Genomic DNA, 25491 nt, shown 5'->3' with positions numbered 1-25491 from the left:
CCACATCACTTCAAGCAATCAATGACGTTCCAGCGCATTCACCAGATCATGGAACGCTTCACGATTAGAGTCGTTCAGACCCATGAGGATCTTGTGCGCTTCGAGCACTTTGATCCGCACCACTTCTTCGGACTGATCCTGGTCTGGCAGGTCGGTCAGGCACTCAGGGCACGGGATCGGGCGGTCAACGATGTTGAACACTTGCTCGAAGCCCATGGACTGCAGCAGACGGGTGATGTCTTCGTGGGTGGTGACGACGGTCGGCAGCAAGCCGACCTTTTGCCGCGACAGGATCGACAGCTTGGCCAGCAGGCCCAACGTGGTGCTGTCGATGCTGCGGGTTTCGGTCAGGTCGATCACGATTGCGTTGAAGTTCAACGCCGTGAAGATCCGCTCAATAGTCGCATCCAACGCCGAACACAGGGTCAGGCGAACTTCACCGACGAACTTCAGGACGAAGGTGCCATCCTGCTCGGCGAACTGGATTCTACCGGTACTCATTAAAGATTCCTGCTCAACACCAACAGGGCGATATCATCCGGCATCTCCCCTAGCGTGGCCAATCCAAAAACCTGCCGCAGACCATCCAGGCTGCCGCCCGCTGCCTTGACCCGCTGGGGCAAAGCCGCTTCTTTTTCTTTGAGTGTAGGTTCTGGCAAAAGGTCCAGAATGCCATCGGACATCAGCGTCAGGCTAAACGTCGGCGGCAGCTCCAGTACGTGATCTTCGTAGGTGGCTTCATTGAAGAGGCCCACCGGCAGACCACGCCCTTCCAGATAACGAACACTGTCTGGCGTGTACAACACAGGCAACGGCAAATGACCACCGATGCTATAGGTCAACAAACCTGTCTCCTCGTCGATGACTCCACCGACCATTGTGACGTGTTTACCCAGCTTACAACTGATCAGGCCTCGGTTGATATGACCAAGGACCTCTGAAGGCTTGAATTCCGGCAATGTGCCGCTGCGCTTGGATTCGAACAGCAAGCGCGTGGTCATGAACTTCAGCAGCACGGTAACGAAGGCTGAAGAGGCGCCATGACCGGAAACGTCCGCCAGGTAGAAGGCTACCCGACGCTCGTCGACCCGAAAGTAGTCGACGAAATCACCCGACAGGTACAGCGACGGGATGATCTGGTGAGCAAACTGGAACTCGTCGATGGTCCAGGGGCTGACCGGCAGCATGTTCATCTGCACCTGGCGACCGGCGTTCTGGTCTTCCTGGAGCAGGTTCAGGCTGGCGGCGAGCTCGCGGTTGGCCTTTTCCAGCTTCTCGCGGTAGCGCTGGTTTTCCAGCAACAGGCGCGCACGATCCAGGGCCCGGCGCACAGAGTGCTCGAGCACAGCCAGATCTTCGAGAGGCTTGATCAGGTAATCCGCAGCGCCCAGGCGCAGGGCCTCGACCGCGTCGTTCATCACGCCGGCGCCCGAAACCACAATCACCGGGGTTTGTGGTGACAGCTCGGTGACCTGGCGAATGAGTTCGAGTCCGCCCATCTGTGGCATGCGCAGATCGCAGATGACCAAGTCGGGCTTGTCTTGCTCGAATACCTGAAGACCCTGCTGGCCATTGCTGGCCTGCAAGACGCTGAAACCACTGTCTTCCAAATAGGCGGCGAGGCTCGCGCGCACTACTTCGTCATCATCGATTATCAGCAGCGTGGCACTGGTTTTTGGCATGTGGGCAAACGGCGCCAGAATTAGGTTGGCGTAGCAGGCAGGGGCTTTGTCCCGGCTCACACTACTGGATTCGCTTTCTAGCCTCTCTACTGCACTGTTTTCGAGCATTTGCCCTACACACAGGTACACCAGAGGTGCCCTTCTAAGGCGCAGACGGTACTCCCATCCGCGGGGCGTTTCAAGCTCACGCCGATGGTCGCTTGACGTCTTTCCATTTCAAATCACCGGGAGTTATAAGAACCGGCAAAACCGTAACGTAATGGAAGGTTAAAAACCCACGAGCCAAACCGGTCAGGAAAGCCAAACGAAAGAAGGCGGCCCACTGGGCCGCCTTCTTCGTTTTACCGGTCGAGATCAAAAATCGTCTTCGACCTGACCGTCTTTGACCTTGAATTCGCGGTTCTGCAAGTACGCATTGCGGATGAAGGTGTACTTGTCGCCGGTGATCAGCTTCTCGCTCGACAGCAGGCTGGCGCGGGTGTCGATGATGTTCAGGCCGTAGATCGAGTTACGCACGGGAATGTCGTTGATGTACGGGTACGGGCCGGTGTAGCCATCGACATACTTGGACGGCGCGTCACGCAGCGTGCTTGGACCCAACAACGGCAACATCACGTAAGGACCGCTGCCTACGCCCCAGTAGCCGAGGGTCTGGCCGAAATCTTCGTCATTGCGTTGCAGGCCCATCTTGGTGCCCACATCGAAGAAGCCCAGCAGGCCGAAGGTGGTGTTGAAGATCAAGCGTGCGGTGTCGACGCCAGCGGCGGCCGGTTTGGCCTGCAAGATATCGTTGGCAAGGTTGGTGACGTCACCGACGTTGCGGAACATATTGTGGATGCCGTCTTCAAGGAACTGCGGCGTCACGAACTGATAACCCTGGGCCAAAGGCTTCAGCGCATAGGTGTCGAGCACATCGTTGAACTTGTAGATCGGGCGGTTGATGCTTTCCCAAGGGTCGTCTTCCGAGGCTGCCTGTGCAACGAACGGAACCAGCAATACGCTGGTAAACACACAAAACTGAGCTAGATGATTGCTCCAGCGCATAGAAAAACTCCTTGGATTGTACTGGCGCGGGCGCTTGGCCCAAGCGTTAAGCGGGCTAGTATAAGACGGAAAAGCCGCTTTAGGCAGCACCGCGCACAAGGTAGCCTGCGGATCATTCGCGATGATTGTGAGCGATTCACATCCGTGTCACTCAACTGTCACTGTCGCGCCCTAGCCTTGAGGCTATTTCAGGGACGTTGATATGCCGCACGCCGAAACCTTGCCCCACATTGCGCCCAGCCTGACCGCCGTCCTGTTCGGCCTCAGTGGTTGCCTGGTGGATTTCGGTGCCCGCACACGCGCACAGGGCATCCCCTCTGCCATACACGCTGAGGCTACGCCCGGCGCGCTGGATAGCCTGCACAGCTTGCAACATCAGCAGATTCCCTGTGCCTGGCTCGATGAACTCCCCCCTGCCCTCAGCCATTCACTGGCTGCTGCCTTGCCTTCATGGATCAAACCCTCGCAACACCCTGAAACAAATAATCCATGGCCGGCACCGCATGCCTGTTGGCAAGCCCTGATGACGTTGAATGTCGAACGGCTGGAGGGTTGCGTGCTGGTCAGCGGCGAACCACGATTGCTGCAAGCGGGGCTCAATGCGGGATTGTGGACGATTGGGCTGGCGTCCTGCGGCTCACTTTGCGGCCTGGCGCCCAACGAGTGGCAGGCGCTGACTCAGCAGGAGCGGGAATTCAAACGCGGCAAGGCAACGATGCAACTGTTCGGCCTGGGAGTGCATTCGGTGATCGATCACCTCGGTGAACTCGACACCTGCCTGGCCGACATCAGTCTGCGCCGGCTCAAGGGCGAAAAGCCCTGATCGAGATCATGCAGGTTGCGCGCGAGTGGATTAATCTAAAGGTCAAGCCATAGACCTTTGGCGTGCTGCCGCGGTCTATGCCAGTGCCTATCGATAAAAGGAAGAACGCCATGCCTGCCCGCGAACTGCAACAACAACTCAATACTCTGCGCGAGCAATTGGAACAGAATCCACCGCTGACCGAAGCCGAGCGCGAAGACCTGCACGCGCTGATGCAACAGATCGAACTGGAACTGGAACTCGAAACCAAAACCCAGGACTCCAGCCTCGCCGACAATGTGAACCTGGCTGTTGAACGCTTCGAAATCGAACACCCGACCCTTGCTGGCACCTTGCGCAACATCGTGCAGGCCCTGGCCAACATGGGGATCTGAACCCGCCGAATACAAAAAAAGCCCCGCTAGTGATAGCGGGGCTTTTTCATATCCGGGACTTGCAATGCAATACCCTGTGGGAGCGAGCCTGCTCGCGATGGCTGAGTGTCAGTCAACATCAATGTTGAATGTGCTGGACTCATCGCGAGCAAGCCCGCTCCCACAGGGGTTATTTATTGGCGGACCAGGCGGTGGTTTGGCAGTTGAATGGTTTCAGTGCTGCGATACGGGTTGATGTCCAACCCTCCGCGGCGCACATACCGTGCATACACTGTCAATTTCTCCGGTTTCAACAACCGTTGCAGGTCGAGAAAGATCCGCTCCACGCACTGTTCATGAAAGTCCGAGTGCTGCCGAAAGCTCACGATGTATTCCAGCAAACTCGCGTGATCCAGCGCCGCGCCACGGTATTGCACCGCCACGCTACCCCAGTCCGGCTGACTCGTAACCGGGCAATTGGATTTGAGCAAATGGCTGTGCACGCTCTCCTCCACGATGAGCGATTCATCGCAACGCAGCAGTTCCGGGCGCGGATGCTCATAGTTGCTGACGCTGATGTCCAGATCATCAATGCACACGCCCGGCAACGCCACGACGCCTTCGGCTTCGACGTCCTTCAGGCTGCGAATCCGCACGCCGACCGGTTTACCGGCAGCGGCCGACAAGTCTCTGGCCAATGTCGCTTCAAGGCTCGCGGTGTCGGCAAACGGTGTCTGGTTCAGGGAGTTGAGGTACAGCTTGAACGACTTCGATTCGATGATATTCGGCGAATCCGCCGGGATACTGAATTCGCCAATCGCCACCACTGGCTTGCCGGATGGCAACAGCCACGACAGTTCGAAGCAGTTCCAGAAATCCACGCCCTTGTACGGCAGGGTTTCAGCCGTCAGACCCAGCTCGGCCCATTTCGCGGTGCGCGGGATCGGGAACAGCAAGGACGGCGTGTAGGTGGCGATGTATTCGCTGGATTTGCCCAGCGGCGAGTGTTCGGCTGCGGGATGCATGGCGGAAACCTGACTGAAGAATCAGCGGATTCTACCAGCCTTTGCTCCCGCCTTTGAGTGCTTACTGACTGACAGTCACCTTGCCGACCATGCCGGCCTGGTAATGACCGGGGATGTTACAGGCAAATTCCAGGTTGGTGGCCTTGGTGAAGGTCCAGGTCAACTCAGCAGTTTTGCCCGGCTCGACGAGCACACTGTTGGGGTCGTCGTGTTTCATTCCATGCTCCATACCGGCCATACCGGCCATGGTGCCGTGGTCCATTTCCTTCATGCCTGTAGGCATGAGCATGCCGCTCTGCTGCATCTTCATCATTTCCTGCTGATGCTTGGCGTGCATTGCCGCGTCACCGAGGTTGAATTCATGCAACAACTGACCTTTATTCACCAATACAAAACGAACCGTCTCACCGGCCTTGATATCAATCGCCTTGGGTGTGAACGACATGTCGCCCATGACGAATTCAACGTTGCGAGTCGCCTTGGCCGCCGGGGCCGGTTGGCCGAAGTCGTAGGTATGCGCCGGGGCAGCCCATGCCGGCGAGCTCAGCGCCAGCAAACACGCGACACGCACCAGTGATTTGCGCAAAAACATAGTCGTACTCCAACAAGATAAGGTTCAGCCTGTGGAAAACTCTAAACTGCTGCGACTGCCCGCAACCTGACAGCCAGATTACAACTTTGTCAGGTTGGCCAGTATTAACGCCGCCCACGGTATAAAGCGTCCGTTCCATTTACCTCGAGTCGCCCATGAAACTGCTGATCGTCGAAGACCAACCGAAAACTGGCCACTACTTGCGCCAAGGCCTGACCGAGGCCGGTTTCAATACTGAACTGGTGGCGGACGGCAGCGCCGGCCAGCAACTGGCGCTGTCCGGCGATTACGCGCTGTTGATTCTCGATGTGATGCTGCCCGGTCGCGATGGCTGGCAGATTCTGCAAGCGGTGCGCGGTGCGGGCCTCGACACGCCGGTACTCTTTCTGACAGCGCGCGACGCGGTGGAGGACAGGGTCCACGGCCTCGAACTGGGCGCCGACGACTACCTGGTCAAACCGTTCGCCTTCTCCGAGCTGCTGGCCCGGGTTCGCAGCCTGTTGCGCCGTGGTAACGCCACCCCCCAGGAAACCAGCCTGCAACTGGCGGACTTGCGCCTTGACCTGATCCGCCGTCGGGTCGAACGCAGCGGTCAGCGCATCGACCTGACGGCCAAGGAGTTCGCCCTGCTGGAAATGCTCCTGCGCAGGCAAGGCGAAGTCCTGCCCAAGTCGTTGATCGCGTCCCAGGTCTGGGACATGAACTTCGACAGTGACACCAACGTCATCGAAGTGGCGATCCGTCGTTTGCGCCTGAAGATCGACGATGAATTCCCCAACAAGTTGATTCACACCGTGCGTGGCATGGGTTACGTCCTTGAAGAGCGCCCCGCCTGATGCGTCGGCTTTCGTTAAGCAGTCGCCTGGCGCTGCTGTTTGCGGCGTGCACCGCCGTGGTGTCGCTGTTTGCCGGGGTGTTGTTCAGTCGGGCCAGTGAAGCGCATTTCGTTGAGCTCGATCAACAGTTGCTGGACGGCAAGTTGATTGGGTTGCGTCGGGCACTTCATGACATTCAGTCGAGTGAAAGCGAAGTCAAACTGGCTGATGAATTGAGCCGACAGGCTGATCTGTCGCTGCGGATCACCGGCAGCGACGGCAAGCGCTGGTATGACAGTTCGACGCGCCTGCCCCAGGAATTACCTACCCAGGCGGGTTTATCCACGGTGAGCAGCGAAGGTACCGACTACCGCGTCCTCAACGCTCCGTTGTACCTCGACAAACCCGATTCGCCGCAGTTGACCTTGCTGCTGGACATCACCCATCACCAGCACTTTCTGCAACGCATGCAGCACCTGATCTGGTTGACAGTCGGTTTGTCGGCACTGGCCACTGCCCTGCTCGGTGCCTGGGCAGCGCGCAGTGGGTTGCGGCCGTTACGACGCATGAGTGCGGTTGCCTGCGGCGTTTCAGCGCAATCGCTCAATGCGCGCTTGCCCGAAAAGAACATGCCGCCAGAACTCGCGGAAATGGCCCACAACTTCAACGCCATGCTCGGACGCCTCGACGACTCTTTTCAGCGGCTATCGGCCTTCTCGGCCGACATCGCCCATGAATTGCGCACGCCGTTGTCGAACCTGTTGACCCACACCCAGGTCACCCTCACCCGCCCACGTCCCATCGAGGATTACCGCGAAGCACTGCACAGCAATCTCGAAGAACTGCAATGGATGGCGCAACTGGTCAACGACATGTTGTACCTCGCCAAGGCCGACCACGGGTTGTTGATGCCCAAGCGCGAACCGCTGGAGCTGGCGGAAGAAGCGGATTTATTGCTGGAGTTTTTTGCACCGTTGGCGGAGGACGCACAGGTCAGGTTGAGTCGTGAAGGCAGTGCGCGCATGGAGGGCGATCGCAGCATGTTGCGGCGGGCGCTCTCCAATTTGCTGGATAACGCGTTGCGGTTTACGCCGGTCGAAGGCGAGGTTCGGGTGCGGATTGTTGATCAGCCCAAGGGATTGAGCCTGACGGTCGAGAACAGCGGCGACGGAATTGACGGGGCGTTGCTGCCGCGATTGTTTGATCGCTTCTACCGGGCTGATCCGGCGCGCCAGGAAGGCAGTAGTGAACATGCGGGATTGGGGCTGGCGATCACTCAGTCAATCATCCGCGCCCATGGTGGGCAGATTCATTGCGAATCGGATAACGGGTGGACACGGTTTGTGATTGAGTTGCCCAAGGGGGATTGAGGCCAGCAGGTCTGGCCCCTTCGCGGGCAAGCCCGCTCCCACAGTGACCGAGTTGAATCACAATGGTGTGAACGACTCGAAACCCTGTGGGAGCGGGCTTGCTCGCGATAGCGATCTACAGGCTTACGAATACCGCAACGCAGTAGCCGGTTCGACTTTCGCCGCACGCCATGCCGGGTAAACGGTGGCGAGGAAGCTCAAGATGAACCCGGCGGAGCAGATCAACAGCACATCCGCCCCCTGCAGTTCGGAAGGCAGGTTACTGACGAAGTACACGTCTGAAGTGAAGATGTGCTGCCCGCTGACCCGCTCCATCCAACCCACCAGTTCACTGACGTTCAGCGCCGCAATCACGCCAAGCACGCCACCAATCAACGTACCGACAACCCCGATCACGGTGCCCTGCACCATGAAGATCGCCATGATCTGCCGCGGCGTGGCGCCGATGGTCCGCAGGATCGCGATGTCCGCACCTTTGTCGTTCACCACCATGATCAGGGTTGCGATGATGTTGAACGCCGCCACGGCGACGATCATCAGCAACAGCAAACCGATCATGGTTTTTTCCATCTTCATCGCACTGAACAGACTGCCCTGTGTGTGAGTCCAGTCATCAGCCTTGTAAGCGGTGCCCAGGCCGCCAGCAATATCGCTGGAAACCTTCGGCGCCGCGTACAAATCCTTCACCGCCAGGCGCACGCTCTGTACCTGATTCGGCGCCCAGTGCTGCATCTGCGCGGCATCGGCCACGTGGATCAGCGCCATGGAACCGTCCAGTTCGGCGCCGACCTTGAACACGCCGACCACGTTCAACCGCTGCATGCGCGGGGTGATGCCGCCCGGTGCGGTGCTGACTTCCGGCACGATCAGGGTGATCTTGTCGCCGACGTTCAATCGGAAACGGCGCGCCGTGATCTCACCGATCACCACACCGAACTCACCCGGCTTCAAGGCATCGAGACGCCCCTGAACAATGTGCTGGGCGACGATCGACACCTTGCCTTCGAGCGCCGGATCAACACCGCTGACCTGGATCGGCTGCATCGTCCCCTTGTAGGACAGCATGCCTTCCATCTCGGTGAACGGCACAGCGGCCGTCACTTCAGGATTCTTCATGGCCGCCGCCGCGACGGGCTGCCAATCGTCGATCGGATTGACGCCAACGATAGTCGCGTGAGGCACCATGCCGAGGATGCGCGAGCTCATTTCGCGCTGGAAGCCGTTCATCACCGACAACACCACGATCATCGCCAGCACGCCCAGGGCGAGGCCGATCATCGAGGTCATCGAGATGAAGGAAACAAAGCGATTGCGGCGCTTGGCGCGGGTATAGCGCGCGCCGATAAAGATCGATAACGGTCTGAACATTCGCTGGGCACCGTATAAAAATAAAAGACCCAACGTACTGTTCAGTACGTCGGGTTTCGGTCAATCAGATGGGCGTCAGGTAACCTTCCTGCAAATGCAGGACGCGATCCATCTGGCGAGCCAGGTTCATGTCGTGAGTCACCACCAGGAACGCCGTGCGCATCGAGGTGCTGAGTTCCAGCATCAAATCCTGAATGCCCTGGGCGGTGTGGGAATCGAGGTTGCCGGTCGGCTCGTCGAGCATCACCAGGCCTGGGTTGTTCACCAGGGCGCGGGCGATGGCCACACGCTGACGCTCGCCACCGGACAATTCGGCCGGTTTGTGTTCCAGGCGATGGCCCAGCCCTACCCGTTCCAGCAATGCAGTCGCACGCTGACGCGCTTGCGGGATAGCCGTCTTGCCGATCAGCAGCGGCATGCAGACGTTTTCCAGCGCGGTGAACTCAGGCAGCAAGTGGTGGAACTGGTAAACGAAACCCAGCGACCGATTGCGCAGCAAACCGCGAGCCTTTTCGTTCAGCGCCGACAGCTCTTCACCGGCCAGCCAGACGCTGCCCTTGGTCGGTGTATCGAGGCCGCCCAGCAAGTTGAGCAAGGTACTTTTGCCCGAGCCCGAGGTCCCGACAATCGCCACGCGTTCGCCCGGATGCAACTCCAGTTGCAGACCAGCCAGAACCTCTACCGACTCCGGACCTTCCTCGTAGGATTTGCCCAGGTTGCGGCAGCTCAAGATTGCTTTATCACTCATGCCCAACTCACTCATAACGTAGCGCCTCCGCAGGCTGGGTGCGCGCGGCACGCCAGGCTGGATACAGGGTGGCGAGGAAACTCAGGACCAACGCGGCGGCGCAGACCATCAACACATCCTGGCTCTGCACTTGCGACGGCAGGTAATCGATGAAGTACACGTCAGCGTTGAGGAATTTGTGCCCGATCAGCCCTTCCAGGGCCGAGATCGCGGCGCTGACGTTCAGCGCGGCGAAGATCCCGACCATGGCGCCGATCAGCGTCCCGACCACACCAATGACGGTGCCCTGCACCATGAAGATCGCCATGATCGAACCTGGCGTGGCGCCCAGGGTGCGCAGAATCGCGATGTCGCCCTTCTTGTCGTTCACCACCATCACCAGCGTGGAAATGATATTGAACGCGGCAACAGCGACGATCAGCAGCAACAGCAAACCGATCATGGCTTTTTCCATGCGGATCGCCTGATACAGATTGCCGTGGGTGCGGGTCCAGTCGCGGGCATAGAAATGGTCTTCGCCGAGTTGCTGGGCGATGGTCCATGCGACGCGTGGCGCCTGGAACAGGTCGTCGAATTTCAGGCGGATGCCCTGGACCTGATCCGGTTTCCAGCGATGCAGCTTGGCCAGATCCTGCAGATTGGTGATGCCCAGGTAGCCGTCCAGCTCACCGGCGCCGACATGGAAGATGCCGACCAAGGTAAAGCGTTTCATGCGCGGGAACATCCCGGCCGGGGTCACGGTGACTTCCGGCGCCACGAACGTCAGCTTGTCGCCGATCGCCGCACCCAACTTGGCCGCGGCCTTGTCACCAATGACGATGCCGAAACTGCCCGGCGCCAGGTCATCGAGTTTGCCCTGCTGCATGAAGTTATCAATGATCGAGACCTGCCGTTCCAGCGCAGGGTCGATGGCATTGAGCAGGACTTTGGACACCTTGCCGTTGTTGGTCAGCAACCCCTGCATCTGGGTAAACGGCGCAACGGCCGTCACCTGCGGGTTCTGTTTGACCTTGGCAGCCAGGCTTTGCCAGTCGCTGATCGGTTCACCGGACTCGATGGTCGCGTGGGGCACCATGCCCAGCACGCGGGTGCGCATCTCATGATCGAAGCCGTTCATGACCGACAGCACCACGATCATCACGACCACGCCGAGGGCGAGTCCGATCATCGAGGTCAGGGAAATGAACGACACAAAATGATTGCGACGCTTTGCACGGGTATAACGCGTGCCAATAAATACGAAGAGAGGTCTGAACATGTCGGGGCTTGTTCGGAGGGAAAAGGAACGTCCTTGTGGCGGGGGTCGATAACCAGCTTTACACTCAGACCACCGCCGCTACCATGGGTTCGCCATGTCGACATTAGATGAAGAAGATCGCCGCGAATACTACCGTATCGAGGACACGATCGCACTGGAAATTCGGCCCCTGTCCACTCCCGAAGCCGCAGGCCAGGAAGTGTTGCAGGATGCTTCCCCCCTGTTCAACTTGCTCAGCGAGCTGCACCTGAGCGAATTCGAGTCACAGCACCTGTTGCGCCAGATCAGTGAGCGCGACCGCAACCTCGCTGCATTCCTGAAATCCCAGAATAAACGCATCGATTTGCTGAGCCAGGTGATCGCAATCACCGTACTCGGGCAGATCGGCGAGCCGCAGCCGGTGATCATTTCCGAAGGCGGGATCGACTTTCAGCATCCGACGCCACTTGCCACGGGCGCGCACCTGTCGGTGAAGCTGGTGCTGATGCCGCAAGCCCTCGGACTCTTGTTGCGGGCTCGCGTCACCCATTGCGATCGTAAAGGCGACGGCTACGACGTCGGTACCGAGTTCGAGTACCCGACCGATGCCCAGCGCCAATTGCTGGCCCGCTACATTTTGCAGAAGCAGGCCCAGGAACGACGTCTGGCCCGCGAACAAAACGAATCAGGCATTTAATTTAAGGAAGAACCGTGACCCTCATCTACGGCCATCGCGGCGCCAAGGGCGAAGCACCGGAAAATACGCTGACCAGTTTTCAGCAATGCCTCAAGCACGGCGTGCGCCGCTGCGAACTGGACCTGCACCTGTCCATGGACGGCGAGCTGATGGTCATCCACGACCCGACACTCAAGCGCACCACCGACCGTCGCGGCAAAGTCGTCGAGCACACGGCGGCCGAGCTGGTGACCTACGATGCACGCAAGGGGGGCCCAGGCTGGATCAAACCGTGCCCGATTCCAACCCTGGAAGAACTGTTCGAGAAATGCGACTTCGAGCACTGGCAACTGGAAGTCAAAAGCGCTTCACGCACTCGCGCGGCGACAACCGTGCTGGCGATTCGCGAAATGGCTCAGCGTTTCGGCCTGCTCGACAAGGTGACGATCACCTCGAGTTCGCGGGAAGTATTGAAAGCCGCGCTGGACTTCGTGCCGGACGTGTCCCGCGGATTGGTGGCCGAGTACGCCTGGCTCGATCCGTTGAAGGTCGCGCAAAGCTATGGCTGTGAGATTCTGGCGCTGAACTGGACCCTGTGTACGCCGGAACGCCTGCAGAAGGCGCAGCGCCAGGGGCTGCATGTGTCGGTATGGACAGTCAACGAGCCCGCACTAATGCGCAGGCTCGCCGACTTCGGCGTTGACAGCCTGATTACAGACTTTCCCGGTTTGGCCAGCGCCACGCTCGAGAATTGCTGAAATCGGTCTCCCCGGCCGGCTCAGGCCACCGGCCGGAGCCACTCAAAAAAGCCGGTTGAGGCCATCGTACGCCGCTACCCGATAGGCTTCGGCCATGGTCGGGTAGTTGAACGTCGTGTTGACGAAGTACTTCAGCGTGTTCTGTTCGCCCGGCTGGTTCATGATCGCCTGACCGATGTGAACGATCTCCGACGCCTGATAACCGAAGCAGTGAACGCCCAGCACTTCCAGGGTATCGCGGTGGAACAGGATCTTCAGCATGCCTTGCGGTTCGCCGGCAATCTGCGCACGCGCCATGCCCTTGAAGAACGCCTTGCCCACTTCATACGGCACCTTGGCCTGCGTCAGCTCCTGCTCGTTCTTGCCGATCGAGCTGATCTCCGGAATGGTGTAGATGCCGGTCGGCACGTCGTTGACGAAGCGCCAGCTTTGGTTGTCAACGATGCTGCCAGCGGCCGAACGACCCTGGTCGTGAGCAGCACTGGCCAGGCTCGGCCAACCAATCACGTCACCGGCGCCGTAGATGTTCGGCTTGCAGGTACGGTAGGCCTCGTCCACTTCGATCTGGCCACGGCTGTTGACCTTCACGCCGATGTTTTCCAGGCCCAACTGATCGGTGTTGCCGGTACGGCCGTTGCACCAGAGCAAGGCATCGGCCTTGATCTTCTTGCCGGACTTGAGGTGCAGGATCACGCCGTTGTCCACGCCTTCGACGCGGTCGTAGTCTTCGTTGTGGCGAACCGTGATGTTGTTGTTGCTGAAGTGATAGCTCAGGGCCTGGGAAATTTCCGAGTCGAGGAAGCTCAGCAACTGACCGCGGTTGTCCACCAGCTCAACCAACACCCCCAGACCGCTGAAGATCGACGCGTACTCGCAACCGATCACGCCGGCGCCGTAAACGATGAGTTTGCGCGGGGTGTGGCCGAGGCTGAGGATGGTGTCGCTATCGTAGATACGCGGGTGGTGGAAATCGATGTCCGCCGGGCGATAAGGGCGCGAGCCGGTGGCGATGATGATGTGCTTGGCCACCAGTTTTTCGACCACGCCGTTGGCGCAGACCACTTCAATGGTTTGCTCGTCAGCGAAGCTGCCGGTGCCGAAGAACACGTCGACGCGGTTACGGGCGTAGTAGCCGGTGCGCGATGCGACTTGTTTGGAGATGACTTTTTCAGCGCTTTTCAACACGTCCGGGAACGAGAACCAGCGCGGCTCACCAATGGCCCGGAACATCGGGTTGGTGTTGAACTGCATGATCTGCCGGACCGAGTGACGCAGTGCCTTGGACGGGATGGTGCCCAGGTGGGTGCAGTTGCCGCCGACCTGGCGACGGCTATCGACCATCGCCACCTTGCGCCCTGCTTTGGCGGCGTTCATTGCCGCGCCTTCTCCCGCCGGGCCGGAACCCAGCACCACCACGTCGTAGTTGTAGACAGCCATGCATACTCCTCAGAACAGGCCGCGGCGCCCTCGGCACCTGCGGCTAAATCACGCCGATCTGCGGCGTGAAGGAACAATTTGGGGCCAGTGCAGAACCCGGACACAGTCTATATAAGCGTCAACGCCGCGCACATTAACCCTTGGTCGCGTCGTAGGCTAGTTTTGCCTGCACTACAACGCCAGTCTTTGCTGCTTGAATCGCCGCGATCACTCGGTTTTTCCGCCACTCAGGCGCTCAAAAGCCTGCGTGGTTCGTGTGACGAATCCTGTATCGGCACGAATGACAAAGAATGCACCGATGTCATGCGCTTCGGCATAGTCCCAGCCCCTTTCGGGACCCAGAATCAGCAACAGCGTCGATAAGCCATCGGCCATCAACGCTGAAGGATGAATCACCGTGACTGACGCCAGGGCATGTAGGACCGGCGCCCCGCTGCGGGCATCGAAGGTGTGGGAATAACGCCGACCGTCCTGCTCGAAATAGTTGCGGTAGTCGCCAGAAGTGGAAACGCCGTAGCCGTCGACGGCGATGATGCGCTCGGCCACTTGTTGGTCGTCGCGGGGTTCTTCCAGGGCGATGCGCCACGGTGAGCCGTCAAGTTTTTTGCCGGCAGCCTTGAGTTCGCCAGTGGCTTCGGCGAGGTAGTTGTGGATGCCCATTGCTTCGAGTTTTGCGGCAATTGTATCGACTGCGTAACCGGCGGCGATGCTGTTGAAGTCGACTTCGACCGCGGCATCCTTGCACAATTTATCGCCATCGATGCGCAGGTGCGCGTGACCGACACGCTGCCTGACTTCGGCGAGCGCTTCGGCAGTCGGGACTTTTTCCTTACGGCCCTGCGGGCCAAAGCCCCAGAGATTGAGCAGCGGTTCCACGGTCAGGTCGTAGGAGCCTTCGCTTTGCGAAGACAGTTGCTCGCCCACACGGATCAATTCGAGCACCGGGCCAGGCATGACCTGACAGCGGTCGGCCGGCAGTGCGTTGAAGCGTTCGATAACCGAGTCGCTGCGATAGGTCGAGAATAGTCGATCCACTTCAGCGAGGATATTTTCCACTTCGGTCTGCACCGCTTTCGGCCCGGGTGTGGAGGAATGCCTTACGTATTGAATGGAATAACGACTGCCCATGGTCGGGCCCTCGAAGCGCTCCAGGCTGTCGCCGCTGCCACAACCGGACAAAACACCGGCCAGCATCACGATCCAAGTCCACCGTCCAGTTAACAAATCTTCATCCCCCCTCAAAACCGCGCCCGCCATTATGGGCTTCAGAGCGCTCGAGAGCGAGGTCTGCCAGCGCCCGTCAGTCAAACGCAAAACCTGTGGGAACGAGCCTGCTCGCGATAGCGGTGTGTCAGCCAACATCAATGCCGATTGACCCCACGCCATCGCGAGCAGGCTCACTCCCACAGGTGCAGCGTTTCAAACAAGATTTACCAGCGTGAGTACCTACACATGTCCTCCAACACGAGCAAAGGCAAAGCGATTTTTCGCGTTGTCAGCGGTAACTTTCTCGAGATGTTCGACTTTATGGTCTACGGCTTTTACGCCACGGCCATTGCCAAGACCTTCTTCCCTGCCGATAGCGCTTTCGCCTCCCTGATGTTGTCCCTGGCCACCTTCGGGGCCGGCTTCCTGATGCGTCCATTGGGGGCGATTTTCCTCGGCGCCTATATCGACCGCCATGGTCGACGCAAAGGGCTGATCATCACCCTCGCGATGATGGCGGCCGGCACGGTACTGATTGCCTGTGTGCCGGGTTACGCCACTTTGGGCGTTGCGGCGCCGCTGATTGTGCTGTTCGGTCGTTTGCTGCAAGGGTTCTCGGCCGGGGTGGAACTGGGCGGTGTGTCGGTCTACCTCGCCGAGATTTCCACCCCGGGCCGCAAAGGCTTCTTTGTCAGTTGGCAGTCCGCCAGTCAGCAAGCGGCGGTGGTATTCGCCGGCCTGCTGGGTGTTGGCTTGAACCACTGGCTCAGCCCCGAACAAATGGGTGATTGGGGCTGGCGCGTGCCGTTCCTGATCGGCTGCATGATCGTGCCGGTGATCTTCGTGATTCGTCGTTCGCTGGAAGAAACGCCGGAATTCCAGGCGCGCAAACATCGCCCTACCCTGCGGGACATCGTTCGTTCGATTGGACAGAACTTTGGCATCGTCATCGCCGGCATGGCGTTGGTGGTGATGACCACGGTGTCGTTCTACCTGATCACCGCCTACACCCCGACCTTCGGTAAAGCCGAACTGCATCTGTCGGATCTGGATGCATTGCTGGTGACGGTGTGCATTGGCCTGTCGAACTTCTTCTGGCTGCCGGTCATGGGTTCTGTTTCCGACAGGATCGGACGCAAACCCTTACTGCTGGCGGCGACGATTCTGGCGATCCTCACCGCCTACCCTGCCCTGTCATGGCTGGTAGCAAACCCGAGCTTCAGCCACTTGCTGATCGTCGAATTGTGGCTGTCGTTCCTGTATGGCTCGTATAACGGCGCCATGGTGGTGGCGCTGACCGAGATCATGCCGGTGGAAGTTCGTACGACTGGATTCTCTTTGGCCTACAGCCTGGCGACTGCAACATTCGGGGGGTTTACGCCGGCGGCGTGTACGTACCTGATTCATGTGCTGGACAACAAGGCTGCGCCGGGGATCTGGCTCAGTGGCGCGGCGGTGTTGGGGCTGATTGCGACGCTGGTGTTGTTCCGGGGCAACAAGCATGAATTGCGTACTGCGCAGGCGGCTGTAGTAGGCGGCGCTCGATAGATCGCCTTCGCGAGCAAGCCCGCTCCCACAGTGGATCTGTGTACGCAGGACCAATGTGGGAGCGGGCTTGCTCGCGAAGAGGCCCATTCAGGCAACACACCTGTAACTGACAAACCACACAAACAAAAACGCCCCGACCAAAGTCGGGGCGTTTTCATGTGCAGCTAATGCTTAGCGCGGGAATGCAGGCGGGTTTACACCGGCCATGTCTTCCATCACGCGAACCACCTGGCAGCTGTAACCGAATTCGTTGTCGTACCAAACGTACAGAACAACGCGGTTGTCTTGGCTGATGGTTGCTTCAGCGTCCACTACGCCTGCGTGGCGCGAGCCAACGAAGTCGGTGGAAACCACTTCCTGCGAATTGACGTAGTCGATTTGCTTATGCAGATCGGAGTGCAGCGCCATGTAGCGCAGGTACTCGTTCATCTCTTCACGGGTGGCGGCTTTCTCAAGGTTCAGGTTGAGAATGGCCATCGACACGTTAGGCGTCGGAACGCGGATCGCGTTACCGGTCAGCTTGCCGGCCAGCTCAGGCAGCGCCTTGGCAGCAGCGGTGGCAGCACCGGTCTCGGTGATCACCATGTTCAACGCGGCGCTACGGCCACGGCGATCGCCTTTGTGGAAGTTGTCGATCAGGTTCTGGTCGTTGGTGTACGAGTGAACCGTTTCAACGTGACCGTTGATGATGCCGAACTTGTCGTTGACGGCTTTGAGCACCGGCACGATGGCGTTGGTGGTGCAGGAAGCCGCGGAAATGATCTTGTCATCAGCGGTGATTTCACCGTGGTTGATGCCGTGAACGATGTTCTTCAGCTTGCCTTTGCCAGGCGCGGTCAGAACAACGCGATCGATACCCGGGCAAGCCAGGTGCTGGCCCAGGCCGTCGGCGTCACGCCATACACCGGTGTTATCCACCAGCAGCGCGTCTTTGATGCCGTACTGGGTGTAGTCCACTTCAGTCGGGTTTTTCGCGTAGATAACCTGGATCAGGTTGCCGTTGGCGGTGATGGTGTTGTTGGCTTCATCAATGGTGATGGTGCCATCGAACGGACCATGAACCGAGTCACGACGCAGCAGGCTGGCACGTTTGACCAGATCGTTCTCGGCGCCCTTGCGGACAACGATGGCGCGCAGACGCAGGCCGTCGCCGCCACCGGTTTTCTCGATCAGGATGCGTGCCAGCAGACGGCCGATACGACCGAAGCCGTACAGAACAACGTCGGTGCCTTTGCGCGCGGAAACATTTTGCTGGCCAACGACGTCAGCCAGTTCTTCACGGACGAACTGCTCGGCAGTGCGGCCATTGCCTTCAGCCTTGAACTTGACTGCAAGCTTGCCCAGGTCTACCGAAGCAGCGCCGAGCTTGAGTTCGCTCATTGCCTTGAGCAGCGGGAATGTTTCGTGGACGGACAATTCGCTGTCATCGGATTGACGATGACGAGCAAAGCGGTGGGCTTTGAGAATCGCAATGACTGAACGATTGATCAGGCTGCGGCCATAGATCGAGCTCACCACGTTGTTATTGCGGTAGAGCTGACCGATAAGCGGAATCATCGCTTCTGCGAGTGCTTCACGGTCGATCCATTCACCAAGACACTGGTCGGGCTTCTGAGTCACGGGAACCTTCCACATGTAGGGGCAGAAAAAAGGGGCTACATTATGCCGCCGAGTGCCTCCCGTAGCAATGCGCGCTTGTCGCGCGGCCAGTAACAAAATCCTCTTCAAAAAAATGACGCACGGCTCAAGCCCAATAAAACCGGGGCCTGCAAAGCAGTCATTTTTTCGGAGACATCGCTGTCTTGTCTGTAACCCTCCGTAACACTCGACCGTTTTGCCACTACATATTCAGTCATTTTTACTAAAAAACGGGCCGATTTTGTCTTTACCACTACATTTCGCCCAACCTGTGTAATAGACACATCTGCAACTGACAGGCGGCACCCGGGACCGCTACAATTACCGACTTTGTCGCAACGCTTGGAGCTCAACCTTCCGTGCCCGTTCTGCGTCTACCGCTTCTCCCTGCCGCGGCAGGTAAACAGCACTGGGGCAACCTGCCCGGTGCCGCCCTGAGCCTGGCTATTGCCGAGGCCGCCAGCGCTGCCAAGCGCTTCACCCTGCTGCTGACCGCCGACAGCCAAAGTGCCGAACGGCTGGAACAGGAGCTGAGTTTCTTCGCCCCGGATTTGCCGGTGCTGCATTTCCCGGACTGGGAAACCCTGCCCTACGATCTGTTTTCACCGCACCAGGACATTATTTCCCAGCGAATCTCCGCCCTCTATCGGTTGCCGGAGCTGAGTCATGGCGTTCTGGTCGTGCCGATCACCACGGCCCTGCATCGTCTGGCGCCGACCAAATTCCTGCTCGGCAGCAGCCTGGTGCTGGACATCGGCCAGAAGCTCGATGTCGAGCAAATGCGCACCCGGCTCGAGGCCAGCGGCTATCGCTACGTCGATACCGTCTACGAGCATGGCGAATTCACCGTGCGCGGTTCGTTGATCGATCTGTTCCCGATGGGCAGCAAACTGCCTTTCCGCATCGACCTGTTCGACGACGAAATCGAGACCCTTCGTACCTTCGATCCGGAAAACCAGCGTTCCATCGACAAGGTTGAAACGGTTCGCCTCCTGCCAGCGAGAGAGTTCCCGCTGCAAAAGGATGCGGTCACCCGCTTCAAGGCGCGCTTCCGTGAACGTTTCGATGTCGACTTCCGTCGCTGCCCAATCTTTCAGGATTTGAGCAGCGGGATTACACCGGCCGGTATCGAGTACTACCTGCCGCTGTTTTTCGATGAGACTTCCACGCTGTTCGATTACCTGCCGCAGGAAACGCAAGTGTTTTCCTTGCCGGGCATCGAGCAAGCGGCGGAAAACTTCTGGAACGACGTGCGCAATCGCTATGAAGAGCGTCGCGTCGATCCGGCCCGTCCTTTATTGCCGCCGGCCGAGTTGTTCCTGCCGGTGGAAGATTGCTTTGCGCGCCTGAAAAACTGGCCGCGCGTGGTCACCAGTCAACAGGACGTGGAAGCCGGCGTCGGCCGCGAGCGCTTCCCCGCTCGGGAGCTGCCGAACCTGGCCATCGAAGCCAAGGCCACCCAACCGTTGGCGGCACTGGCGGGTTTCCTCGACGAGTTCCCCGGTCGCGTGCTGTTTACCGCCGAATCCGCGGGCCGTCGTGAAGTACTGCTGGAGTTGCTGGAACGCCTGAAGCTGCGACCGAAAACCGTCGACAGCTGGCCGGACTTCGTCGCAAGCAAAGAGCGGCTGGCGATCACCATCGCGCCGCTTGACGAAGGTCTGGTGCTCGACGACCCGGCGCTGGCCCTGGTCGCCGAAAGCCCGTTGTTCGGTCAGCGCGTGATGCAACGCCGTCGCCGCGAGAAACGCGCCGACGCCAACAACGATGCCGTGATCAAAAACCTTACCGAGCTGCGCGAAGGCGCACCGGTGGTGCATATCGATCACGGCGTCGGTCGCTATCTCGGGCTGACGATCCTGGAAATCGATAGTCAGGCCGCTGAATTCCTGACCCTCGAATACGCCGAAAACGCCAAGCTTTACGTGCCGGTGGCCAACCTGCATCTGATCGCCCGCTACACCGGCAGCGATGATGCCCTGGCCCCGCTGCACCGCCTCGGCTCCGAGACCTGGCAGAAAGCCAAACGCAAAGCTGCCGAACAGGTGCGCGATGTGGCGGCTGAATTACTCGACATCTATGCCCGCCGCGCCGCTCGCGAAGGTTATGCGTTCGCCGACCCGAAAGCCGACTACGCGACCTTCAGCGCCGGCTTCCCGTTCGAAGAAACACCGGACCAGCAAACCACCATCGAAGCCGTGCGCACCGACATGCTCGCACCGAAACCGATGGACCGGCTGGTCTGCGGCGACGTCGGTTTCGGCAAGACCGAAGTGGCGATGCGCGCCGCGTTCATCGCGGTACACGGCGGTCGCCAGGTAGCCATTCTGGTGCCGACCACCCTGCTCGCCCAACAGCATTACAACAGCTTCCGCGACCGCTTCGCCGACTGGCCGGTGAGCGTGGAAGTGATGAGCCGCTTCAAGTCGACCAAGGAAGTCAACGCTGCGGTTGCGGACCTGGCCGAAGGCAAGATCGACATCGTCATCGGCACGCACAAGCTGCTGCAGGACGATGTAAAAATCAAAAACCTGGGGCTGGTGATCATCGACGAAGAGCACCGTTTCGGTGTCCGTCAGAAGGAACAGCTCAAGGCCCTGCGCAGTGAAGTCGACATTCTCACCCTGACCGCCACGCCGATTCCGCGCACGCTGAACATGGCCGTGTCGGGCATGCGCGATCTGTCGATCATCGCCACGCCGCCGGCCCGTCGCCTGTCGGTACGGACGTTCGTCATGGAGCAGAACAAGAGCACGGTCAAAGAAGCCTTGCTCCGTGAGCTGCTGCGTGGCGGTCAGGTCTACTACCTGCACAACGATGTGAAGACCATCGAGAAATGCGCCGCCGACCTCGCTGAACTGGTGCCGGAAGCACGAATCGGCATCGGCCACGGGCAGATGCGCGAACGTGATCTCGAACAAGTGATGAGCGACTTCTACCACAAGCGCTTCAACGTGCTGATCGCCTCGACCATCATCGAGACCGGCATTGACGTGCCGAGCGCCAACACCATCATCATCGAGCGTGCCGACAAGTTCGGCCTGGCGCAGTTGCACCAGTTGCGCGGCCGGGTCGGTCGCAGCCACCACCAGGCTTACGCTTATTTGCTGACGCCGCCGCGCCAGCAAATCACGCCTGACGCCGAAAAACGTCTGGAAGCGATCGCCAATACCCAGGACCTCGGCGCGGGCTTCGTGCTCGCCACCAACGACCTGGAAATCCGTGGCGCCGGTGAATTGCTCGGCGACGGGCAGAGCGGACAGATCCAGGCTGTCGGTTTCACCCTGTACATGGAAATGCTCGAGCGCGCGGTGAAGTCGATCCGCAAGGGCGAACAACCGAACCTCGATCAGCCGCTCGGCGGTGGTCCGGAAGTCAATCTGAGGGTACCGGCGTTGATTCCCGAGGACTATCTGCCGGACGTACACGCCCGACTGATTCTCTACAAACGCATCGCCTCGGCCTCCGACGAGGAAGGCCTCAAGGATTTGCAGGTGGAGATGATCGATCGTTTCGGTCTGTTGCCGGAACCGACCAAGAACCTGATGCGCATTACCGCACTGAAATTGCAGGCCGAGCTACTGGGCATCAAGAAAGTCGACGGCGGCCCGCAAGGTGGCCGAATCGAGTTCGCGACGCAAACCCCGGTCGACCCGCTGACGCTGATCAAACTGATCCAGAGCCAGCCCAAACGCTACAAATTCGAAGGCGCCACGATGTTTAAATTCCAGGTGCCGATGGAGCGCCCGGAAGAGCGCTTTAATACTGTAGAGGCGCTGTTTGAGCACCTCATTCCGAAAACTGCTTGAAGGACGCCGCATGCGCCTGTTTCGCTCACTGATCCTGTTGATGACCCTGGTTGCGCCGACGACGTTTGCCGATGACCTCTATCAGATAGAAATGATTCTGGTCCGCCAAAACGCCGTGCCCGCTATCATCAGCCGCGCCGCACCGGAAGACTGGGCGGCCGGCGCCCAACACATCAGCCCTGACAGCCTGCGCACGCCAAGCCTTAATGACGAAGTGAAAAAACTCACCGCCAGCAGCGACTACACCGTGCTGCTGCACAAGGCATGGCAACAGATGCTCGGTGAAACAACCAGCAAAATCGCGATCAGCGACGGCGCGGAACAGTTCGGCCAGTTCCCGATCGAGGGCACCCTGAGCCTGAAACTGGGACGTTTCACTGATGTAGACGCGGATTTCTGGGTTAACCAGATCGACGCCAACGGCATGGTCACCGCCAGCGAACGCATGAACCAGGAAAGCCACACCAAGAACGGTCAGCTGAACTTCCTCGACAACGGCCACTTGGGCATGTTGATCAAGATCACCTCGCTCACCACCCCTGCGCCTCGGCCAGTCCCCGATGAAATTCCGGACTGATTGAGTCCTTATGTCAGCGACCCTGAGCAAACCCCTGGCACCTTCCTGGGTCAGCCGATTCAAGGAACAGAGCCTGGAGCGTGGCCGTCGCTACGCTTTGGAGAACCGCGTCAGGATCGTCGAGGCCGGCGACGCCACGATCATTGCCGCCTGCGAGGGCTCTGGCGGTAACGTTTACCGTCAGACCATTCGCCTGCGCGAGTCGGCCAAAGCCACTTTGCTGATGATCGATGCCTCGTGCACCTGTCCGGTCCACAGCAACTGCAAACATTGCGCAGCGGTGCTCCTGAAAGTGCAGGAAACCCTGGCTTACCCCGCCGCCGCGCAAGACGCCGAGCTACTCGAGAAACTTCAAGCCGTACTGGAAAACCGTAGCCCGAAGGCCCCGCAAGTGCTGGTGGATAACGTGCAACCGGTGCCGCGCTTGTGGCTGGCGAGCATCGAGTTCAGCGCCTTCGAACCACGCAATGGCAAGATGCAGCGTTACATTCAGCATCGCGCGGCGTTGTCATTCAGCTATCTGGATGAATACGTTTCCGGGCAGAAGAACGTCGACATTCTGATTCGTCAGGAGACGCAAACGTTACGGATAAAACGCCACCCGGAAGTCGAACAGACCTACAGGGAACAGCTGCGAATCCTCGGTTTCAAGGTTGCCACCCGGCAAAGCAAGGCCTTGCCGGAAAGCGCCGGCGAACTTTTCGAAATGGTCAACGACAGCGCCTGGCTGACCTTCACCCTCAATGAACTGCCGAAGCTGCGTACCCAGGGCTGGGAGTTGCAGATCGACGAAGACTTCGGTTTCGACCTGACTGCCGTGGACGATTGGTACGCCACCGTCGAACAAGCGCCGGAGCGCGACTGGTTCGATCTGGAGCTGGGAATCATCGTCAACGGCGAGCGGCTGAGCCTGCTGCCGATCCTGCTGAACCTGATGCGCTCTCACACCGAGATCCTCAATCCGGAACGCCTTGCACGACGTCGCGACGACGAGTTGATCCTGGTGAATATTCCCAATCGACCGAACTCCGAGCACGGGCCGTTGCAAGTCGCCCTGCCCTTTGGCCGATTGAAACCGGTACTGGCGACCCTCGGCGAGTTCTACCTGCAAGGGCCCGGCGAAACGACGCTGCGCCTGAGCAAGGCCGATGCCACGCGACTAAATCCGCTGGAAGACCTGCCGCTGCTTTGGGAGGGCGGCGAGCAAATTCGCACCTTTGCCCAGCGGCTGCGGGACATCAAGGACTTCACCGCGACCGCACCGGAAGGCTTGAACGCGACTTTGCGCCCCTATCAGCTGGAAGGCTTGAGCTGGATGCAGTCGTTGCGACAACTGGAAGTCGGCGGGATTCTCGCGGACGACATGGGTCTGGGCAAAACCCTACAGACCCTGGCGCACATTCTCAGCGAGAAGAACGCCGGACGCCTCGATCGGCCGTGCATGGTGGTGATGCCCACCAGCCTGATCCCCAACTGGCTGGATGAAGCGGCGCACTTCACACCGCAACTCAAAGTGCTGGCGCTGTACGGCGCCAGTCGCAAAAAGCATTTCGACACGCTGGCCGATTACGACCTGATCCTGACTACCTATGCACTGCTGCCCAAAGACGTCGAACGTCTCGCCGCGCAGCCTTTGCACGTGTTGGTTCTGGACGAGGCGCAATACATCAAGAACCCCAACAGCAAGGCCGCCCACGCTGCCCGCGAATTGAATGCCCGTCAGCGTCTGTGCCTGAGCGGCACGCCGCTGGAAAACCACCTGGGTGAGCTGTGGTCGCTGTTTCACTTCCTGCTGCCCGGCTGGCTGGGTGACGTAAAAAGCTTCAACCGCGATTACCGCGTGCCGATCGAAAAGCGCGCCAGTGAAGTGCGACTTCAGCACCTCAACGGTCGGATAAAACCGTTCCTGCTGCGTCGAACCAAGGAACAAGTGGCCACTGAGCTGCCGCCGAAAACTGAAATCATCCATTGGGTCGAGCTCAACGAAGCCCAGCGCGACGTGTACGAAACCATGCGCCTGGCGATGGACAAGAAAGTCCGCGACGAGATCACCCGCAAGGGTGTGGCGCGCAGCCAGATCATCATTCTTGAGGCGCTGCTGAAGCTGCGTCAGGTTTGCTGCGATTTGCGTCTGGTCAACGATGCCACCCTGCCCACTCGCGGCAGCACGTCGGGCAAGCTCGACAGCCTGATGGAAATGCTTGAGGAATTGTTCGATGAAGGTCGGCGGATTCTGCTGTTCTCGCAGTTCACTTCAATGCTGTCGTTGATTGAAGATGAGCTGAAAAAACGCGGAGTCGATTATGCGCTGTTGACCGGACAGACCCGCGACCGGCGCGCACCGGTCAAAGACTTCCAGAGCGGCAAGCGTCAGATCTTTCTGATCAGCTTGAAGGCCGGTGGCGTCGGCCTGAACCTGACCGAAGCCGACACGGTGATTCACTACGATCCGTGGTGGAACCCGGCGACAGAAAATCAGGCCACTGACCGGGCGTACCGCATTGGTCAGGAGAAACCGGTGTTCGTCTACAAGATGATTGCCAGGGGCACGGTGGAAGAGAAGATTCAGCATCTGCAGAAGGAAAAATCCGACTTGGCGGCTGGCGTGCTGGATGGACGCAAGACCGGGGACTGGAAGTTGCAGAGTGATGATATTGAAGCGTTGTTTGCGCCATTGCCGGACAAGCTGGAAAAGCGCTGAGAACCACGGCGCCAGGTAGATCGCTTTCGCGAGCAAGTCGGATCGCCGCACCGCCGCTCCCACAGGGTTAACATCAATCCTGTG

At 59.2% G+C, this 25491-nt stretch carries 21 protein-coding genes; 10 read left to right on the top strand and 11 right to left on the bottom strand.

Going from position 1 to position 25491, the window contains the following annotated elements; genetic code table 11:
* Positions 1-18 precede the first annotated feature (18 nt).
* The 3 genes from rssC to KW848_RS15620 form a co-directional block, all read right to left on the bottom strand.
* On the bottom strand, positions 19-501 hold the full coding sequence (gene rssC / locus KW848_RS15630; RefSeq protein WP_007935262.1) for an anti-sigma factor antagonist RssC: 483 nt from the start codon (positions 499-501) through the stop codon (positions 19-21).
* Complete coding sequence (gene rssB, locus KW848_RS15625; RefSeq protein WP_010456296.1) at positions 501-1682, bottom strand: two-component system response regulator RssB; 1182 nt, start codon at positions 1680-1682, stop codon at positions 501-503. The genes rssC and rssB overlap by 1 nt, the downstream gene beginning before the upstream one ends.
* 354 nt (positions 1683-2036) lie before the next feature.
* The gene (locus KW848_RS15620; protein ID WP_218537381.1) at positions 2037-2726 is read right to left on the bottom strand and encodes a VacJ family lipoprotein; all 690 of its coding nucleotides are present in this window, start codon (positions 2724-2726) and stop codon (positions 2037-2039) included.
* Positions 2727-2928: 202 nt separating this feature from the next.
* On the opposite strand from KW848_RS15620, the gene KW848_RS15615 reads away from it, so the two are divergent.
* Together KW848_RS15615 and KW848_RS15610 are read left to right on the top strand one after the other, a co-directional pair.
* Positions 2929-3549, top strand: a complete 621-nt coding sequence (locus KW848_RS15615) for an HAD family phosphatase (protein WP_218537380.1) — start codon at positions 2929-2931, stop codon at positions 3547-3549.
* 110 nt (positions 3550-3659) lie between these two features.
* Positions 3660-3923 (top strand): DUF4404 family protein, encoded by a 264-nt coding sequence (locus KW848_RS15610; RefSeq protein WP_008151367.1) that lies wholly within the window; start codon positions 3660-3662, stop codon positions 3921-3923.
* Positions 3924-4096: 173 nt separating this feature from the next.
* Here the strand turns inward: KW848_RS15610 and queF are convergent, their stop codons facing one another.
* Positions 4097-4927: an NADPH-dependent 7-cyano-7-deazaguanine reductase QueF gene (queF, locus tag KW848_RS15605; RefSeq protein WP_218537379.1), complete on the bottom strand. Its 831-nt coding sequence runs from the start codon at positions 4925-4927 to the stop codon at positions 4097-4099.
* A 61-nt stretch (positions 4928-4988) separates the two neighbouring features.
* Entirely contained in the window at positions 4989-5519 is a 531-nt protein-coding gene (locus tag KW848_RS15600; protein ID WP_218537378.1) for a plastocyanin/azurin family copper-binding protein, read from the bottom strand.
* A gap of 155 nt (positions 5520-5674) precedes the next feature.
* On the opposite strand from KW848_RS15600, the gene KW848_RS15595 reads away from it, so the two are divergent.
* Both KW848_RS15595 and KW848_RS15590 read left to right on the top strand, forming a co-directional pair.
* Positions 5675-6355, top strand: a complete 681-nt coding sequence (locus tag KW848_RS15595; protein ID WP_218537377.1) for a heavy metal response regulator transcription factor — start codon at positions 5675-5677, stop codon at positions 6353-6355.
* Positions 6355-7704, top strand: a complete 1350-nt coding sequence (locus KW848_RS15590; RefSeq protein ID WP_218537376.1) for a heavy metal sensor histidine kinase — start codon at positions 6355-6357, stop codon at positions 7702-7704. The genes KW848_RS15595 and KW848_RS15590 overlap by 1 nt, the downstream gene beginning before the upstream one ends.
* Before the next feature lie 123 nt (positions 7705-7827).
* On the opposite strand, the gene KW848_RS15585 is transcribed toward KW848_RS15590, so the two are convergent.
* The 3 genes from KW848_RS15585 to KW848_RS15575 form a co-directional block, all read right to left on the bottom strand.
* Positions 7828-9072 carry a lipoprotein-releasing ABC transporter permease subunit gene (locus KW848_RS15585; RefSeq protein ID WP_111450576.1) on the bottom strand — a complete coding sequence of 415 codons (1245 nt, stop codon included), beginning with the start codon at positions 9070-9072 and terminating at the stop codon, positions 7828-7830.
* Positions 9073-9136: 64 nt separating this feature from the next.
* Positions 9137-9820 carry a lipoprotein-releasing ABC transporter ATP-binding protein LolD gene (lolD, locus tag KW848_RS15580; protein ID WP_165934003.1) on the bottom strand — a complete coding sequence of 228 codons (684 nt, stop codon included), beginning with the start codon at positions 9818-9820 and terminating at the stop codon, positions 9137-9139.
* Positions 9821-9827: 7 nt separating this feature from the next.
* Positions 9828-11078, bottom strand: coding sequence for a lipoprotein-releasing ABC transporter permease subunit (locus tag KW848_RS15575; protein ID WP_218537375.1), 1251 nt, complete (start codon positions 11076-11078; stop codon positions 9828-9830).
* Between the two features lie 94 nt (positions 11079-11172).
* Between KW848_RS15575 and KW848_RS15570 the strand changes: the two genes are divergently transcribed.
* Both KW848_RS15570 and KW848_RS15565 read left to right on the top strand, forming a co-directional pair.
* Positions 11173-11754: a PilZ domain-containing protein gene (locus tag KW848_RS15570; protein ID WP_218537374.1), complete on the top strand. Its 582-nt coding sequence runs from the start codon at positions 11173-11175 to the stop codon at positions 11752-11754.
* A 14-nt stretch (positions 11755-11768) separates the two neighbouring features.
* Positions 11769-12491: a glycerophosphodiester phosphodiesterase family protein gene (locus KW848_RS15565; protein WP_111450580.1), complete on the top strand. Its 723-nt coding sequence runs from the start codon at positions 11769-11771 to the stop codon at positions 12489-12491.
* A gap of 42 nt (positions 12492-12533) precedes the next feature.
* Here the strand turns inward: KW848_RS15565 and sthA are convergent, their stop codons facing one another.
* Both sthA and KW848_RS15555 read right to left on the bottom strand, forming a co-directional pair.
* Positions 12534-13928, bottom strand: coding sequence for a Si-specific NAD(P)(+) transhydrogenase (gene sthA, locus KW848_RS15560; protein WP_074875140.1), 1395 nt, complete (start codon positions 13926-13928; stop codon positions 12534-12536).
* A gap of 207 nt (positions 13929-14135) precedes the next feature.
* The gene (locus tag KW848_RS15555; RefSeq protein WP_218537373.1) at positions 14136-15122 is read right to left on the bottom strand and encodes an FAD:protein FMN transferase; all 987 of its coding nucleotides are present in this window, start codon (positions 15120-15122) and stop codon (positions 14136-14138) included.
* A 258-nt stretch (positions 15123-15380) separates the two neighbouring features.
* Here KW848_RS15555 and KW848_RS15550 point away from each other — a divergent pair, with 258 nt between their 5' ends.
* Positions 15381-16682, top strand: a complete 1302-nt coding sequence (locus KW848_RS15550) for an MFS transporter (RefSeq protein WP_218537372.1) — start codon at positions 15381-15383, stop codon at positions 16680-16682.
* 171 nt (positions 16683-16853) lie between these two features.
* On the opposite strand, the gene KW848_RS15545 is transcribed toward KW848_RS15550, so the two are convergent.
* On the bottom strand, positions 16854-18317 hold the full coding sequence (locus KW848_RS15545; RefSeq protein WP_218537371.1) for a glyceraldehyde-3-phosphate dehydrogenase: 1464 nt from the start codon (positions 18315-18317) through the stop codon (positions 16854-16856).
* A 362-nt stretch (positions 18318-18679) separates the two neighbouring features.
* On the opposite strand from KW848_RS15545, the gene mfd reads away from it, so the two are divergent.
* From mfd to KW848_RS15530, 3 genes are read left to right on the top strand one after another with little or no spacing between them, the layout of a single operon-like run.
* Positions 18680-22129 carry a transcription-repair coupling factor gene (gene mfd / locus KW848_RS15540; protein WP_218537370.1) on the top strand — a complete coding sequence of 1150 codons (3450 nt, stop codon included), beginning with the start codon at positions 18680-18682 and terminating at the stop codon, positions 22127-22129.
* A 10-nt stretch (positions 22130-22139) separates the two neighbouring features.
* Complete coding sequence (locus tag KW848_RS15535) at positions 22140-22706, top strand: CsiV family protein (RefSeq protein ID WP_218537369.1); 567 nt, start codon at positions 22140-22142, stop codon at positions 22704-22706.
* Positions 22707-22716: 10 nt separating this feature from the next.
* A complete protein-coding gene (locus tag KW848_RS15530; protein ID WP_218537368.1) occupies positions 22717-25407 on the top strand; it encodes a DEAD/DEAH box helicase in 2691 nt (896 codons plus the stop codon).
* Positions 25408-25491 lie beyond the last annotated feature (84 nt).

It is taken from the genome of Pseudomonas sp. PDM25 (assembly GCF_019219045.1).
GTDB lineage: Bacteria > Pseudomonadota > Gammaproteobacteria > Pseudomonadales > Pseudomonadaceae > Aquipseudomonas.
The sequence above is the reverse complement of the archived record's forward strand: the minus strand, read 5'-3'. Positions and strand labels throughout refer to the sequence as shown.

Excerpts from the sequence above, each read along its gene's own strand:
- KW848_RS15530 (WP_218537368.1), top strand. The coding sequence starts at position 22,717 with ATGTCAGCGACCCTGAGCAAACCCCTGGCACCTTCCTGGGTCAGCCGA.
- KW848_RS15600 (WP_218537378.1), bottom strand. The coding sequence starts at position 5,519 with ATGTTTTTGCGCAAATCACTGGTGCGTGTCGCGTGTTTGCTGGCGCTG.
- KW848_RS15585 (WP_111450576.1), bottom strand. The coding sequence starts at position 9,072 with ATGTTCAGACCGTTATCGATCTTTATCGGCGCGCGCTATACCCGCGCC.
- queF (WP_218537379.1), bottom strand. The coding sequence starts at position 4,927 with ATGCATCCCGCAGCCGAACACTCGCCGCTGGGCAAATCCAGCGAATAC.
- KW848_RS15575 (WP_218537375.1), bottom strand. The coding sequence starts at position 11,078 with ATGTTCAGACCTCTCTTCGTATTTATTGGCACGCGTTATACCCGTGCA.
- sthA (WP_074875140.1), bottom strand. The coding sequence starts at position 13,928 with ATGGCTGTCTACAACTACGACGTGGTGGTGCTGGGTTCCGGCCCGGCG.
- KW848_RS15535 (WP_218537369.1), top strand. The coding sequence starts at position 22,140 with ATGCGCCTGTTTCGCTCACTGATCCTGTTGATGACCCTGGTTGCGCCG.
- KW848_RS15555 (WP_218537373.1), bottom strand. The coding sequence starts at position 15,122 with ATGCTGGCCGGTGTTTTGTCCGGTTGTGGCAGCGGCGACAGCCTGGAG.
- rssB (WP_010456296.1), bottom strand. The coding sequence starts at position 1,682 with ATGCCAAAAACCAGTGCCACGCTGCTGATAATCGATGATGACGAAGTA.
- KW848_RS15620 (WP_218537381.1), bottom strand. The coding sequence starts at position 2,726 with ATGCGCTGGAGCAATCATCTAGCTCAGTTTTGTGTGTTTACCAGCGTA.
- KW848_RS15610 (WP_008151367.1), top strand. The coding sequence starts at position 3,660 with ATGCCTGCCCGCGAACTGCAACAACAACTCAATACTCTGCGCGAGCAA.
- KW848_RS15615 (WP_218537380.1), top strand. The coding sequence starts at position 2,929 with ATGCCGCACGCCGAAACCTTGCCCCACATTGCGCCCAGCCTGACCGCC.
- rssC (WP_007935262.1), bottom strand. The coding sequence starts at position 501 with ATGAGTACCGGTAGAATCCAGTTCGCCGAGCAGGATGGCACCTTCGTC.
- KW848_RS15595 (WP_218537377.1), top strand. The coding sequence starts at position 5,675 with ATGAAACTGCTGATCGTCGAAGACCAACCGAAAACTGGCCACTACTTG.
- KW848_RS15590 (WP_218537376.1), top strand. The coding sequence starts at position 6,355 with ATGCGTCGGCTTTCGTTAAGCAGTCGCCTGGCGCTGCTGTTTGCGGCG.
- KW848_RS15545 (WP_218537371.1), bottom strand. The coding sequence starts at position 18,317 with ATGTGGAAGGTTCCCGTGACTCAGAAGCCCGACCAGTGTCTTGGTGAA.
- KW848_RS15570 (WP_218537374.1), top strand. The coding sequence starts at position 11,173 with ATGTCGACATTAGATGAAGAAGATCGCCGCGAATACTACCGTATCGAG.
- KW848_RS15550 (WP_218537372.1), top strand. The coding sequence starts at position 15,381 with ATGTCCTCCAACACGAGCAAAGGCAAAGCGATTTTTCGCGTTGTCAGC.
- lolD (WP_165934003.1), bottom strand. The coding sequence starts at position 9,820 with ATGAGTGATAAAGCAATCTTGAGCTGCCGCAACCTGGGCAAATCCTAC.